Here is a 14,339-nt window from a genome sequence, read left to right on the forward strand (position 1 = left end):
CTGCTGACCTGCGCAGCCTGCTCCGGCGGAGGCGACAGCGAAGGCAGTGGTGCGGACCGCGGGAGCGCCTCGGACGTCGCGGCCTCCCCCCTCGCCGCCGAGTCCCCGCTCGGCTCACCCCGTACCGGGAAGTCCGTCTCGCCCCGTGCCACGAAATCCGGCGCCTCCGTCCTCACCCCGGCCGGAGCCACATCCGCGCTCATCACCGAGGCCGATCTTGAGGACGACTGGACGCAGGTCAGGGGCGCCGCCGGCTGGGGCGACAAGCTGGTCGTCGGCAAGGTCGACGTCGCCGACTTCCTCACCGCGAAGACGAACGCCGCCGACTGCCAGAGACTGCTCGACGCGCTTTACGACGACGATCTCCTCGGCAAGCCGTCCGGCGCGTCCGCGCTGACCGGGTTCGAGCAGGGCGACTCCCGGCTGCTGTACCAGGTCGCCGCCTACGACCGGGCCAAGCTCGGCACCTCCCTGAACTGGCTGAAGACGCTGCCGGTGAAGTGCGACCAGTTCACCGCGACCGACTCCAAGGGCGGTCATCGGACGGTCCAGGTCATCGAGGACCCGGTGCCCTCCGTGGGCGACGCCCGCCAGGGCCTCCAGGTCACCGTCACGGGCACGAGCGGCAACGAACCCACCACGCTCACCCTGCAGTTGGCCGCCGTGCGGGTCGGTACCGACGCCATCACGGTCACGTCCGGCGGCCTCGACGGCACGGAGACCGACACGACCAAGGCTGCCGTGCAGTCCGGCACTTCGCACCTGAAGGACGTCCTGGCCGGCCGGACTCCTCCCGCCCAACCCGACAACCTGGGCTGACAGTTCACCGAGTCCGCCGCTCCCGAAGGACACGCGCCAGAACATTCCCCCCGATCGTCGCGAACACTTGGGCCGAGTGATCACCTGACGGCACAATGGAGTTGACGGGTCAGACGGGCGAGCAAGGAGCAACGACGTGAGTGACAGCGACACCCCGGCAGAGGGACCGACCCGGCTCAACACCGGTGTGGCGCACAACGCCCGCGTGTGGAACTACTGGATCGGCGGCAAGGACAACTACGAGATCGACCAGCGGGTCGGCGAGCACGTCGCCGGAATGTTCCCGGTGATCCGCGAAGTGGCGCGCGCCGACCGGGACTTCCTCGGCCGCGCGGTGCGCTTCCTCGCCACCGAGCGCGGGGTGCGGCAGTTCCTCGACATCGGCACCGGACTGCCGACAGTCGACAACACCCACGAGATCGCCCAGCGCGTCGCACCCGACGCACGCATCGTCTACGTCGACAACGACCCGCTGGTGCTGATCCACGCCCGCACCCTGCTCACCAGCACCCCCGAGGGCGTCACCGACTACATCGACGCGGACGTGCACGACCCGGCGGCGATCGTCCAACGGGCCGCCGACACACTGGACTTCGACCGCCCCATCGCGGTGATGATGCTGGGCATCCTCAACTTCATCCTCGACACCGAGGACGCCCGGGAGGTCGTACGCAAGGTCATGGCGGCGGTCCCCTCGGGCAGTTTCCTGGTGCTGACGCACCCGACGTTCGACGCCGACCTCGGCGGTGAGGGGAACGTCCCGGCCATGGAGTTCTGGAACGAGAACGCCACTCCCCCGATCACCGCCCGCGGCCGCGCGGACGTCGCCGCGTTCTTCGAGGGGCTCGACCTCCTCGACCCGGGCCTGGTGCCGTGCTCGCGGTGGCGCCCGGACTCCGACTCCCCGGCCGTGGTACCGCAGTTCGGCGCGGTGGCCGTGAAACCCTGACGGCGACGCCGACCGTGCAGGACGCGACCGTGGAGGACGTATGACCACCCTTGCCGACCCCCTGCCCGGCGGCCGCCCCGGCGAGGTCGAACGCGCCACCGCGCTTGCCGCGGAGCTGACCGGGCGGGGTGTGCACGGGATCGTCCTGGCCTACGTCGACACCGCGGGCGTGGGCCGGGTGAAGACGGTCCCTACCGCGAAGCTCGCCTCGGCGGCGGCCTGGGGCGTCGGCATGTCACCGGTGTTCGACACGTTCCTCGCGAACGACTCCATCGTCACCACCGACGTCCTCGACTCCCCGGACGGCGATCTGCGCCTCTACCCCGACCTCGACCACCTGGCCATCCTGTCGGGGCAGCCCGGCTGGGCCTGGGCCCCGGTCGACCGTGTCACCCAGGAGGGCGAGCGGCACCCCGGCTGCAGCCGAACCTTCCTGCGCCGTACGGTCGTTGACGCGCAGCGCCGGCACGGACTCACCTTCCGGGCGGGCATCGAGATCGAGTGGGCGCTCGGCCTGGCCACGGCACCCGACGGCGCGTTCGTCCCCGCCACGACCGGTCCGGCGTACGGCGCGACCCGACAGGTCGAACTCAGCGACTACGGCGCCGAGTTGCTGTCCGCCCTGGCGGCCCAGGGCGTCGACGTGGACCAGTTCCACCCCGAGTACGCGGCCGGGCAGTTCGAGCTCTCGATCGGGGCGCTCGACCCGGTCGCGGCGGCCGACCGCAGCGTCCTCGTACGGCAGACGATCCGCGCGGTGTCCGGGCGGCACGGCCTGCGCGCCTCGTTCACGCCGTCCGTCTTCGCCCAGGGCGTCGGCAACGGCGGCCACATCCACCTCTCCGCCTGGCGCGACGGCGCCAACCTGCACACCGGGGGCGACCGTCGCTACGGCATGACGGCCGACGCCGAGTCCTTCGCGGCCGGCGTCCTCTCCCACCTCCCGGCTCTCACCGCCGTGACCGCGCCCAGCCCGGTCAGCTACTTCCGCCTCCAACCCTCCCAGTGGGCCGGGGTGTTCACCGCCTGGGGCCGCGAGACCCGCGAGGCCGCGGTACGTGTCGTCACCGGCACGGCAGGCCAACGCGCTCAGGCGGCGAACCTGGAGGTCAAACCGGTCGACCTGGCCGCCAACCCGTACCTCGCCCTCGGCTGCCTGATCGCCGCCGGCCTCGACGGCCTGACCACCGCAGCCGCCCTGCCCGAGGAGACCACCGGTGACCCCGCGCACCTGGGCGCCTCGGACGCCGGGACGCGGGGCGTACGACGACTCCCGACCTCCCTCGCCGAGGCCGTCACGGAGTTCCGCAAGGACGAACACCTGCGGGCCGCACTTGGACCGGTCCTCGCCGACGCGGTGATCGCCGTACGACAGGGCGAGATCGCGGCGGTGGCGGAGCTGGACGACGAGCAAGTGGCTGCCGTGTACCGCTGGAGGTACTGACGATGGCCACTGGACCGGTCCACGAGGCGCTCGCCGGGCTGGAGCTGGTGGATCACCACTGCCACGGAGTCGTCACCGAGGACCTGGACCGGACGGGCTTCGAGTCGCTCCTCACCGAGGGCGACGTCTGGCCCGGCAGCGGGATCTCGCCGTTCGACAGTCCGGTCGGCGTCGCCGTACGCCGTTACTGCGCACCGGTGTTGGACCTGGAGCGGCACGCGTCCGCCGACGAATACCTCGCCCGGCGAGCCGAGTTGGGGCCGCACGAGGTCAACCGGCGCTTCCTGGCCGCCGCGGGCACCGGCATCTTCTGCGTCGACACGGGATTCGCGCCGCACGACATCACCTCGCCCGCCGGACTCGCGGAGGCGGCGGGCGCGGTCGCGCATGAGGTCGTACGACTTGAGACGGTCGCGGAGTCCGTGGCCGCGCGGGGCGTCGAACCGGACGGGTACGCCGACGCGTTCCGGACGGCCGCGCTGGACGCGGTGCGGCGGCCGGGGGTGGTAGCCGTGAAGTCCGTGGCCGCGTACCGGACGGGGTTCGATCTCGACCCGGCCAGACCCTCGGACGCCGAGGTGACCCGGGCCGCCCGCGTCTGGCTGGCCCGTGGCGGGCGGCTCGAAGACCCGGTCCTGGTGCGGGAGTTGCTGTGGACCGCGGTCGACCTGCGGCTCCCGCTCCAACTCCACACGGGGTTCGGCGACAACGACATCCGGCTGCACCGCACCGACCCCGCCCTGCTCACGGACTGGCTGCACCTGATCGCCGGCACGATCCCGGTGCTGCTTCTGCACTGCTGGCCGTATCAGCGTCAGGCCGGATACCTGGCGGCCGTCTTCGAACAGGTGTACCTGGATGTGGGGCTCACCCTGCACCATGTTGGACCGGTCCGGGCGCGGGCGGTGCTGGCGGAGGCGATGGAGATCACACCGTTCCGCAAACTGCTGTACAGCTCCGACGCCTATGGTCTTGCGGAGTTCTATGGGCTCGGTGCGCTGGCGTTCCGCCGGAGTCTTGGGGATCTGCTCCAGGAGCGGGTGGACGCCGACGAACTGGGCCTGCCCGACGCGCTGCGGCTGGCACGCTGGGCGGGGGCCGACAATGCCCGCCGGGTCTACCGGCTATCCGACGGACACTGAAAGTATGATCAAGCAATGTCTGACATGACCGATACCACGCCCGGTTGGCTGTCCGCCGACGACCTCGAACAGGCACGCGCCCGCATGCCGATCCTCTACGTCGAAGCGGTGCCCGTCCGCGTCGACGACAACGGGGAGGTGACCAGCATCGGACTGCTGCTGCGCATCGGCCCCGACGGCACCGTCAACCGCACCCTGGTCTCCGGCCGCGTGCTGCACCACGAGCGGGTCCGCGACGCCCTCCTGCGGCACCTGGAGAAGGACCTCGGCCCGGTCGCGCTGCCGCGGATCCCGACCTCGCTCCAGCCGTTCACCGTCGCCGAGTACTTCCCGACGCACGGCGTCACGCCGTACCACGACCCGCGCCAGCACGCGGTGTCCCTCGCCTACGTCGTGCCGGTCACCGGTGACTGCCGGCCCCGGCAGGACGCTCTCGACCTCGTCTGGTTCAGCCCCGAGGAGGCCGCCTCGGAGGCGCTGCGGAGCGAAATGCCGGGCGGGCACGGGGTGTTGCTCAAGCAGGCGCTGGCACACGTGGGTTGTGTGTCCTGACAGGCGCAGTCAGCCCGTGACACCTCCTTCCGTGAGGCCCGCGAGGACGCGGCGCTGCAGGACGAGGTAGACGAGGACGAGCGGCAGGCTGGTCAGCACCACATGGGCGAACACCAGGTTCCAGCTGACACCGTGCGTGGACGAGGAGGCGAAGGAGTACAACGTCAGCGGCAGCGTGGCCGCCTGGGAGCCACGCAGCAGGAACAGGGCGAAGTAGAAGTCGTTCCAGACCGAGATGATCAGCATGACCGCGCCGGTGAAGAGCACCGGGGTGAGCACGGGCAGCACGATCCGCCAGTAGATCTGCCACTTGTTCGCCCCGTCCAGCTGCGCGGCCTCCTTGAAGTCGTGCGGAAGGGTGCGCACGAAACCGGTCGCCAGGAAGATCACCACACCGAGCCGGGTGCCGACGATCACCAGCATGTAGCCGAGACGCGATCCGTTGAGGCCGAGCTGGGTGAGCACGTAGATGGTCGGGATGATCGCCGGGGGCAGCACGATCGACAGCGCGGACGTGTAGTACGCGAACCGCAGCGTCCGCGAGTCGGAACGGGCGTACGCCCAGGCCGCCATGGAGCCGAGCAGCACGGCGAGGATTGTCGGGACGGCCAGCAGCGCACTGTGGCGCAGACCGGTGAGGTACGAGCCCTTGTCGATCACCGTGTGGTAATTCGCCCCGGCGCTCCAGTGCTTGGGCCAGCTCATCGACAGGACGCTCGCATCGCCCTCCGTCTTGAGGGAGTTGACGATCAGCAGCCAGAACGGGACGAGGCTCCAGGAGATCGCGAAGAGAGTCAGGCACGCGTACCGGACAACTCCCCTGGTCTTCACGGCGATTGCGCTCACATCGGTACCGGGCGTACCTCCCGTCGGCGCAGCCGGCTCATCAGCGGGACCGCCGTGACGATCACCATCAGCGTGACGACGAAGCTCAGCGCGCTCGCCGTACCGAAGAAGCTCTGCCCGTACTGGGTGTAGACGGCGACGTTGAGCAGGGTCGTCGCGTCGCCCGGGCCGCCGGTGCCAGCAGCGGGAGTGTGACCGACCAGAAGCGGCGGACCGCGCCCGCGCCGTCGAGGGTCGCCGCCTGGAGCAGCTGCTCCGGGATGCGGTTGAGGCCCGCGATGTAGACGAGGGTGATCAGGCCGCTCAGCTTCCACGCGTCGACGGAGGCGACCGCGAGCAGTGCCGTGGTGTCGTGGCCGAGCCAGGCGTAGTGGACCTCGCCGGGCAGGACGGCCGACAGGAAGGCGTTGAGCGGGCCGTGCGCGTTGAGGACCGCGGCCCAGATGTAGCCCGCGGCCAGCGGCAAGATCAGCACGGGGATGAAAAAGAGGGAGCGGAATAGGGAGTTGACGCGGTTGGTGCGTTGCAGCGCGGTGGCCAGGGCAAGGCCGATCGTGTTCTGTACGGCCATGGCGGTGATCGCGTAGATCGCGGTGACCGTGATCGCGTGCTTGAGGATGCCGAGTTGGTTCAGGAGCTTGAAGTTGGTGAGCCCGGTCCAGGTGATCGTGTCGCTGTAGCCGGTCCACTGCACGAACGCGAAGAAGGCGCTGGCGAGGAACGGCAGCACGAAGAAGACGAGGACGAGGGCGATGGACGGCAGCGCGAAGGCGTACGGGTACAGCTTGCGGGGCGGACGCATGGCAACTGGCGCTGGCTGACGAGGCTTTCACGTGTCGTCGGCCTGAGCAGTCGGGGAGGCGTGCCGCAGCGAGGACGTCATGCGTCGGTCACCGGTCCCGCGTCACTGCTTGGCCGCGGCGGCGGCCTGTGTGTAGTAGGTCTGCATCTTGTCGGCCACCTGCTGCGGTGTCTCCTGCCCGGCGAGGAGTTTCTGGGCTCGGCGCCGAAACTGGTGAAGCCCGGCAGGGGCGAGTTGACGGAGAGCGTGGCGCCCTTGTCGTAGGCCGTCCTGAAGTCCTGGAGGAGGCCCTGGAGTTGGGGGGTCGCCGTGCCGGAGAGCGTCGGGATGATCTTCGCCTCCTTGATGTAGTCGGCGTAGCCCGTGCCGGTGATGTAGTCGATGAAGTCGACGGCGGCGCGTTCCTTCTTGGAGTCGCCGGTGCTCGGGACGTAGTACGTGCCGAGCGGGCTGGGCGCGTATTTGGTGACCGCCTTGGTGGCGGAGAGGCCGACGAAGCCGACGGCCGCGTCGACCTTGGCGGTGTCGTTGTTCGCGTCGGAGTTCAACAGGCCGATGGAGTCCGAGTTGTTGGCGACCATCGCGGCCTTGCCGTCCAGGACCGCCTTGAAGGAGTCCTCCCATGTGGCCGTGTTGGTATCGGAGTTGAAGCAGCCCGCCTTGCGGAGCGAGTCATAGGCCTTGAGTCCGGCGACGAACGGGCCCTTCGGGTCGAGTTGAACGCCGGCACCGGTCTCGACCTCAAGGCCGGTTCACCGTTCCCCGCCACCTGTGTGGTCACCATGGTGGACGGCGCCGCCAAGTACATGGCGGACGCCGGGAGTTACGACCGGATCACCTACGAGGCGATGAACTCCCGGTACGCGAAGGGCGCGGCGGAGACCGTCACAGCGCGTCTCGCCGAGCTGCTGCGGGAACTCTGATCCCGGGCGACGCGGCCCCCGGGATCGAAACCGGAGGCCGCGCCATCTCAATCAACCCTCGTTGTACGTCAGTTCTTGCCCTTGGTGACGACCCACTTGCCGCCCACCCAGTTGCCGACCGTCTCGTAGCCGGAGCGGAAGGAGCCGAGCCAGTCGAGCTTGAGGGTGGCCTCGGCGGTGGACTTGACGGGGGTGTAGCTGCTCGCGTCGGTGGCCGGGCCGCCGGTGGTGTTCTTGGCGTAGTACGGGAAGGGATAGACCGGGCGGGAGGCGGTGGTGTTCCCGCTGCTGTCGACCGACTTGGTCGTCAGGTTTGCCGGTGCCTCGCCCTTGGTGACCCAGTCGGTGATCGCCGTCAGCGCGTCGAAGGTGTCCGGGCCCTGGCCGCCGCCGCAGTGTGCGACGCCGGGGAGCAGGAAGAGGCGGGCGAAGGTCTCGGTGGCCGTCTCGCCGCCCATGATCTTCTCAACTGCCTTGTAGTAGGCCATCGTTCCCACGGCCGGGATGTGCTGGTCCCCCAGGCCGTGCCAGAGGATCAGCTTGCCGCCGGCCTTCTTGAACGCGGTGAGGTCCGGGTCGGTGGCGTCGTACATGCCCTCACCCAGCCGCATGACCTTCTTGTAGTAGGCGGCCGTGAACTTGATGTCCTTGTACGTCAGGGTCGGCTGCGGGCTGTCGAAGATCTGGTAGCGCAGGGTCTCCCGGACGAAGCTGATGTCGCCGCTGGCGCCGGTGGCGGTGGCCGGGGTGATGATTCCGGCCCAGTTCAGCTCGGAGCCGCGCAACTGGTAGCCGGGGTAGAGGAGTTGACCGTGTTCGTCGGTCGGCCCGGCGTAGATGCGGCGCAGGGTGGTGACCTGGTCGGCGGTCAGGCAGTACGCGTCGGACGTCGGGGTCTGGCCGGTCTCGCACTGGATGGTGCCGGGGTCCCAGGTGCAGCTCAGCGGGTCGGCGATGATGCCGTCGGCGGGGGCGCCGCAGCCCTTGAGCACGGCCTTGTGGAGGTCGGCGAGGTCGGCGTTGGTGATGGTCGCCGGACCACCGTTCAGGTACACGGACTGGGCGGTCCAGGCGTGCGAGAAGGTGTTCAGCGCCGTGAAGTTGTTGGCCGGGGCACCGGCGATGATGCCGTCGAAGTCGGTCGGGTAGCGCTGGGCCTCGGTGAGGGCCTGGTGGCCGCCCTGGGAGCAGCCGTCGAAGTAGGAGTGGGTGGCCGGCTGGCCGTAGTACTGCTTGATGACGGCCTTGGCGGTCTGGACCAGTTCGTGGTCGGACTTGTAGCCGAAGTCGGCGCGCAGGGTCGGGTCGGTGGAGAAGAGGCCGCCGCCCTGGTAGTGGCCCTCGTCGCTGGAGGCGACGGCGAACGCGCCGGTGGTCAGGGGGACGCAGCCGGTCGAGGCGGGGGCGCTGGTGACACTGGTGTTGCCGCAGAGGCCGCCGCATCCGACCTGGAGGTAGTTGGCCTGCCAGCCTGTCTCGGGGAGCTTGATCTCGAAGTGGAGTTGGGGGGCGATCACGCCCTTGACGTCACAAGCGGCCCAGTTTCCCAGGGTGTTGGCGCTCGCGGCGAGTTCGGTGGCCGAGGTGATCTCGAAGGGCACCCCGGGGACGACGGCAGCCAGGTCGAGTTGAGCGACGCCGGAGCAGGACATGGCCGGGGCGATGCCCGAGGTCGCGGTGCTCACCGAAACGGCCTTCGCCGAGGCCGAGTTGGCGGCCTGCGCGCTACCGGTCGTGCTGTTGGCCAGCGCCACGCCCGCACCGGTCACCAGCGCGACGACTGCGGCGAGGGTGGCCATGAAGGTGGCCGAGTTCCACCGACACCATCTGAACAGCTTGGGCATGCTGGGTACTCCGTTCGATCGCCGGATCGGGGTCGTGCATGCAGGCACGGCGAGGAACGTAGCTGTCCGGTGATCCGTGAGCAATAGCGTCGACGCTATTGTTGACGATTTAGTCGAAGACTTTGGCCCGATATCGCTGACCAGGCACGAAGCCGACGCCCGCCACAACGTCAGCTTTCTTTTTGCGCAACTCATTGATTGTACCGACCGTTAGGTCTAATTTATCGGCTCTCTGGACCTTCGCTCCGCTCACTTACGGAAGGCCGCCGATGTCCCAGACCCAGCTCACTCCCCCACGGGACGAGGAAAGATCACCCTCGACGACCCGCAATGTCCTCGTCATCGTCGCTCTCGTATGGACCGTCCAACTGGTCGCGCTCATCGCCGCGTTGTCCGGTATCGCGCAGGCCGACGTCGCGATCCACTTCAGGACCACCGAAATCGCGTGGTTCACCCTGATGACCCTGCTGACCGGGACGTTCTTCCTGCCGTTCGCCGTCAAGGCCGCCGCCGTCTTCGGCAAGAAGCGCGTCCTGCTCGCCGCCACGGGACTCGGCTTCGTCGGCGACCTGGTCGCCGCCGTCGCCACCGACTACCGCACCCTGCTGATCGGCCGCGGCATCGCGGGCATCTACGCCGCCAGCGCCCCCCTCGCCTACGCCATCACCCGTGACGTGTTCCCGCGCAAGTGGGTCGGGGTCGCCAGCGGGATCCTGGCCGGCGGCGTCGGTCTCGTCGCGTTCGGTGGACCGTTCCTGTCCGGCTGGCTGCTGGACGACTACGGCTTCCGCGGTGTCCTGTGGTTCATGGCCATCAGCACCGCCGTCAGCTTCCTGCTGGTCGCGACCTTCGTGCCGGAGAGTCCCATCCGTGCGGCGGCCGGCCGGATGGACTGGGCCGGCGGAGTCCTCCTCGGCGGCGGCGTCACAGCGCTCATCTACGCCGTCGGCCAGGGCTCGCACTGGGGCTGGGGCAGCGGCAAGTTCATCGGGTTCGTCATCGGGGCGGCGATCGCACTGATCGTCTTCGTCCTCGTGGAGCGCCGGGTCGCCGAACCCCTGTTCCCGCTCTCCATGACCCGACGCCGCCCGGTGTGGACCGTTCTCCTCGCCACCTCCATCGCGGCCGGCTCACTCAGCGCCGTCGGCGTGGTGATCCAGCTGCTGATCCTGATGCCGAACATCCCCACCATCTCGGCGGGCCTGGGCTGGTCGGGAACCCACAACGCCATCGTCACCAGCCCGATCAGCGCCATGATCATCGCGGGGGCCGTCGGTACCGGCCTGCTCTCACGCCGGGTCGACGCACGCATCCTCCTGGGTACCGGCGCCGCGCTCGCGGTCCTCGGCTACGGCATCGGCACCCATCTGCACCACAGCGCCCCGCAGATCATCGAGATGGGCGTGATCGCGGGGCTGGGCACGGGCATCGTGATGGCGATCGTGCCCATCATGATCATCGAGGTGGTCACCCCCGAGGAACAGGCACTCGCCAACGGCGTCCAGACCCTCGGCCAGGGCGTCGCCCAGATCGTCGTCTCCCAGCTGGCCTTCGTCGTGATGGCGCAGCACGGGGCGGTCCTCAAGGGCACCCAGTTCTACCTCGACGCCGGCTTCACCAACGGCCTCTGGCTGGTGGTCGGTTGCGTCGCCGCGGGTGCGCTGCTCGTCGCTCTGATCCCCAGGAGCAAGCGTCTCGACGAGGTGGAGGTGGGCCAGGCCGTCGCCTGACACTACCGGCACAACCACTGACATGCGGAAGGCCGTTCTGCCGGTGACGGGCGAACGGCCTTCGGCGTGCGGCCGGTTCAGCCGTTGCGCACGTATTCCGCAGCAGCGTCCAGGAGCCAGTCCGTCAGATACCCGGCGAAGGACGAACGGACCAACACCCAGAATCCGGCGCCGGGCTCGTCCCGGGCGACCAGGACGACCTGGGCACGGGCCAGGGTGGTCTGGGCGCAGCGTCCGGGGCCGAAGGCTCGCGGGTGCAGGTCCAACGGGCAGCCGTGGGCCAGCAGTTCGCGGGCGTGGGCGCCGGAGACGAGGAGGGTGGTGCGCTGGGCGGAGACGTCGGTGACGGCGATGTGTTCGTCCCCGGCCGCCGCCCGGATCCGGTGCTCCACGTCCCGCTGGGTGTCCGGCGGTCCGACCACCAGCCACTCGTCCGGGCCGAGCCACAGCACGGTCAACTCCCCCGCCCGCACGACCGTGTTGGGCTCAAGGGGCAGCGACAGACCGAGCGCTAGGCCTACGGCGTCCGCCGCCGTGCCCTTCGCGTCGAGCCGGAGGTTCACCTGGGCCAGGAAGGGCAGTTCGGCAAGCCGGACCGTTCCACCCGAGGAACGGGTCGTGGCCGCCAGTCGGTCGGCGGCACCCGCGAGGGGGCTGCGGCGCGGGACGGAAAGGGCGGTGTCAGCCATCGCGGCGGGCTCCCTCGGGGTCGTAGAGGACGGGGCTTGCGACGGTGACCGGGATCAACTGGTCGCCCACGGGGGCGTAGAGGCGTTCGCCGATGCGGTCGCGGCCGCCCTTGATCAGGGCGAGGGCGAAGGTGCGGCCGAGGGCGGCGCTGCGGTAGCTGGAGGTGACGTGGCCGAGCATCGGGACGGGCGGGGCGGGCAGCACGCTGTCCGCGATCAGTTGGGTGCCCTCGGGGAGGAACGCGGCGGGGTCCTCGGGGAGCAGACCGACGAGGTGTTTGCGGTCGGAGCGGGCGGCGTCGGCGCGGGCGAAGGAGCGTTTGCCGATGAAGTCGGGCTTCTTCTTCGAGACCGCCCAACTCATGCCGAGATCCTGGGGAGTCACGGTCCCGTCGGTGTCCTGGCCGATGATCGGGTAGCCCTTCTCGGCGCGCAGGACGTGCATGGTCTCGGTGCCGTACGGGGTGATGCCGAAGGGGGCACCGGCCTCGTAGAGCGCCTCCCACAGGGCGAGGGCCTCCCACGGTGACACGTTGATCTCGTAGGCGAGTTCGCCGGAGAAGCTGATCCGGCACACCCTGGCCTCGATGCCGGCGACGGTCGTGTCCCGCCAGGCCATGAAGGGGAAGTCGTCGTTGCCGACGGCGAGTTGGGGCGCGAGCGAGCCGAGCACCTCACGGGAGCGGGGGCCGACCAGGGCGACGGTGGCCCACTGCTCGGTCACCGAGGCGCAATGGACGCGGAGTTCGGGCCACTCGGTCTGGTGCCACTCCTCCATCCAGTCCAGTACGGCGGCCGCGTTGCCGGTGGTCGTGGTGACCAGGTAGCGGTCCGGGGCGAGGCGGATGGCCGTGCCGTCGTCGAAGACCATGCCGTCCGGGCGGCACATGACGCCGTAACGGATCATGCCGACCTTCAGGTTGCTCATCATGTTGGTGTAGAGCCGGTCGAGGAAGACGGGTGCGTCCGGGCCCTGTACGTCGATCTTGCCAAGGGTGGACCCGTCCATGAAGGCGACGCCCTCGCGGGCCGCCGCGCACTCGCGCAGGACGGCGGTCTCCATGTCCTCGCCGTCGCGCGGGTAGTACCAAGGCCGTTTCCACTGGCCGACGTTCTCGAACAAGGCGCCCTGCATGACGTGCCAGTCGTGCAGCGCGGTCGTACGGATCGGGTCGTGCAGCGCGCCCCGGTCGCGGCCGGCGAGAGTGGCGAAGGAGACGGGTGTGTACGGCGGGCGGAATGTCGTCGTGCCGAGCAACGACACGTCCACGCCGAGGAGTTCGGCCACCACGCCGCCGGCCAGGACGCCGGAGGTCTTGCCCTGGTCGTTGGCCGTGCCGGCCGTCGTGTAGCGCTTGGTGTGCTCGACCGAGTTGAGGCCGGCGGCGGTGGCTCGGGCCAAGTCGGCCACGGTGACGTCGCGTTGGAGGTCCACGAAGCTGGGGGCGTCGGTGGGGCCGGGGACGACGAAGACCTGCATCGCGGGGGTCTGCGGTTCCGTGGTCACGTGGGGCAGGGAGGGCAGTTCGGCGGTGTAGCCCTCGGCCTCTATCGCTCGGGCGCCTGCGGCTGCGCCCTGCAACAGGGTTCCGGCCAGGTCGAATTCACCGTTCGCGCTGCCCGCGACCTCTACCAGCTGGCGGCAGGTGTCCGGGACGAAGGTGCCGAGGGTGTCGTCGTAACGGAGTTTGCCGCCTGCCTGGCTGAACAGGTGGGCGACCGGGTTCCAGCCGCCGGAGACCAGGAGGAGGTCTGCGGTGAACTGCCTTGTCGTGGCCGGGGTTTCGCCGTACGGGGCGACCGTGACGGCGCTCAGGCGCGGGGTGCCCTCGGTGCCTACGACTGCGTGTCCGGGCAGTACCTCGATGCCGGCCTCTCGGGCTCGGCTCGCCCACTTCTCCGGCTCCGACGGGCGGGTGTCCACTATCGCCGCGATCTCTACGCCTGCCGCCGCCAGGTCCAACGCGGCTGCGTACGCACTGTCGTTGGTGGTGAAGACCACGGCTCGGCCACCCGGTAGGACGCCGTAGCGGTTGACGTACGCGCGGGCCGATGCGGCGAGCATCACCCCGGGGCGGTCGTTGTCCGGGAAGGCGAGGGAGCGTTCGTGGGCTCCGGTTGCCAGGACTACCCGGCGGGCTCGGATGCGCCACACGCGTTCTCGGGAGACGTGGGTGGGGGCTGCGGCGCCGAGGTGGTTGGTGCGGCGTTCTACGGCCAGGAGGTGGTTGTCGTCGTAGTGGCCGAAGACGGTGGTGCGGCGGAGGATGCGGACCTCGGGGGCGATGGTGAGGTTTTCACTCAACTCGGTTACCCAGTCGAGGTGTTGGGCCGTGTCCAGGAGGCTGCCGCCCAGTTCGGGGCGGTCGTCGGCGAGGATGACTCGGGCTCCGGTTCGGGCGGCGGCGGCCGCGGCTGCGAGGCCGGCCGGGCCTGCGCCGACCACGAGCAGGTCGCAGTGGGCGTGGGCGGCGTCGTAGCGGGCCGGGTCGGGTTCCGTGGCCAGGCGGCCCTGGCCGGGGAGGCTGGTGGCGACCAGGCCGTCGTAGAGCTCGACCGTTGTCGCGGGGAGCATGGGCTCGGGGAACGGGGCCTCGAT

The 14,339-nt window shown here is 69.8% G+C and carries 12 protein-coding genes and 1 pseudogene; 7 read left to right on the plus strand and 6 right to left on the minus strand.

Annotation, left to right across the window (positions count from 1 at the left end):
• From AC31A1_RS31260 to AC31A1_RS31280, 5 genes are all read left to right on the plus strand, one after another.
• A partial coding sequence (locus AC31A1_RS31260; protein WP_489656547.1) for a hypothetical protein occupies nt 1–819 on the plus strand: 819 nt, incomplete at its 5' end.
• A 136-nt stretch (nt 820–955) separates the two neighbouring features.
• On the plus strand, nt 956–1,768 hold the full coding sequence (locus AC31A1_RS31265) for an SAM-dependent methyltransferase (protein ID WP_489656548.1): 813 nt from the start codon (nt 956–958) through the stop codon (nt 1,766–1,768).
• Nucleotides 1,769–1,808: 40 nt separating this feature from the next.
• Nucleotides 1,809–3,212 (plus strand): glutamine synthetase family protein, encoded by a 1,404-nt coding sequence (locus tag AC31A1_RS31270; RefSeq protein WP_489656549.1) that lies wholly within the window; start codon nt 1,809–1,811, stop codon nt 3,210–3,212.
• Nucleotides 3,213–3,214: 2 nt separating this feature from the next.
• Entirely contained in the window at nt 3,215–4,354 is a 1,140-nt protein-coding gene (locus AC31A1_RS31275) for an amidohydrolase family protein (RefSeq protein WP_489656550.1), read from the plus strand.
• A 24-nt stretch (nt 4,355–4,378) separates the two neighbouring features.
• Nucleotides 4,379–4,906 (plus strand): NUDIX hydrolase family protein, encoded by a 528-nt coding sequence (locus tag AC31A1_RS31280; RefSeq protein WP_318020245.1) that lies wholly within the window; start codon nt 4,379–4,381, stop codon nt 4,904–4,906.
• Between the two features lie 9 nt (nt 4,907–4,915).
• On the opposite strand, the gene AC31A1_RS31285 is transcribed toward AC31A1_RS31280, so the two are convergent.
• The 3 genes and pseudogenes from AC31A1_RS31285 to AC31A1_RS31295 all read right to left on the minus strand — a co-directional run.
• Nucleotides 4,916–5,752 carry a carbohydrate ABC transporter permease gene (locus AC31A1_RS31285; RefSeq protein WP_489656551.1) on the minus strand — a complete coding sequence of 279 codons (837 nt, stop codon included), beginning with the start codon at nt 5,750–5,752 and terminating at the stop codon, nt 4,916–4,918.
• 85 nt (nt 5,753–5,837) lie between these two features.
• Nucleotides 5,838–6,554 (minus strand): carbohydrate ABC transporter permease, encoded by a 717-nt coding sequence (locus tag AC31A1_RS31290; protein ID WP_489656552.1) that lies wholly within the window; start codon nt 6,552–6,554, stop codon nt 5,838–5,840.
• Nucleotides 6,555–6,631: 77 nt separating this feature from the next.
• Nucleotides 6,632–7,237 (minus strand): annotated as a pseudogene (locus tag AC31A1_RS31295) (hypothetical protein); the annotation flags it as partial.
• Between the two features lie 33 nt (nt 7,238–7,270).
• Between AC31A1_RS31295 and AC31A1_RS31300 the strand changes: the two are divergent.
• On the plus strand, nt 7,271–7,477 hold the full coding sequence (locus tag AC31A1_RS31300) for a hypothetical protein (protein WP_489656553.1): 207 nt from the start codon (nt 7,271–7,273) through the stop codon (nt 7,475–7,477).
• Between the two features lie 68 nt (nt 7,478–7,545).
• On the opposite strand, the gene AC31A1_RS31305 is transcribed toward AC31A1_RS31300, so the two are convergent.
• Entirely contained in the window at nt 7,546–9,321 is a 1,776-nt protein-coding gene (locus AC31A1_RS31305) for a tannase/feruloyl esterase family alpha/beta hydrolase (protein ID WP_489656554.1), read from the minus strand.
• 269 nt (nt 9,322–9,590) lie between these two features.
• On the opposite strand from AC31A1_RS31305, the gene AC31A1_RS31310 reads away from it, so the two are divergent.
• A complete protein-coding gene (locus AC31A1_RS31310) occupies nt 9,591–11,051 on the plus strand; it encodes an MFS transporter (protein WP_489656555.1) in 1,461 nt (486 codons plus the stop codon).
• A gap of 77 nt (nt 11,052–11,128) precedes the next feature.
• Here AC31A1_RS31310 and AC31A1_RS31315 read toward each other — a convergent pair whose 3' ends face one another.
• The gene (locus AC31A1_RS31315; protein WP_489656556.1) at nt 11,129–11,740 is read right to left on the minus strand and encodes a sarcosine oxidase subunit gamma; all 612 of its coding nucleotides are present in this window, start codon (nt 11,738–11,740) and stop codon (nt 11,129–11,131) included.
• Nucleotides 11,733–14,339 (minus strand): glycine cleavage T C-terminal barrel domain-containing protein (locus AC31A1_RS31320; protein ID WP_489656557.1); only part of this gene is annotated, 2,607 nt, incomplete at its 5' end. The genes AC31A1_RS31320 and AC31A1_RS31315, both read right to left, overlap by 8 nt.

The sequence above is a fragment of the Streptomyces sp. P5F9 genome (genome assembly GCF_057961495.1).

What these genes read in the sequence shown, in the direction of transcription:
- AC31A1_RS31270 (WP_489656549.1), top strand. Translation starts at nt 1,809, where the DNA reads ATGACCACCCTTGCCGACCCCCTGCCCGGCGGCCGCCCCGGCGAGGTC.
- AC31A1_RS31275 (WP_489656550.1), top strand. Translation starts at nt 3,215, where the DNA reads ATGGCCACTGGACCGGTCCACGAGGCGCTCGCCGGGCTGGAGCTGGTG.
- AC31A1_RS31280 (WP_318020245.1), top strand. Translation starts at nt 4,379, where the DNA reads ATGACCGATACCACGCCCGGTTGGCTGTCCGCCGACGACCTCGAACAG.
- AC31A1_RS31290 (WP_489656552.1), bottom strand. Translation starts at nt 6,554, where the DNA reads ATGCGTCCGCCCCGCAAGCTGTACCCGTACGCCTTCGCGCTGCCGTCC.
- AC31A1_RS31305 (WP_489656554.1), bottom strand. Translation starts at nt 9,321, where the DNA reads ATGCCCAAGCTGTTCAGATGGTGTCGGTGGAACTCGGCCACCTTCATG.
- AC31A1_RS31310 (WP_489656555.1), top strand. Translation starts at nt 9,591, where the DNA reads ATGTCCCAGACCCAGCTCACTCCCCCACGGGACGAGGAAAGATCACCC.
- AC31A1_RS31315 (WP_489656556.1), bottom strand. Translation starts at nt 11,740, where the DNA reads ATGGCTGACACCGCCCTTTCCGTCCCGCGCCGCAGCCCCCTCGCGGGT.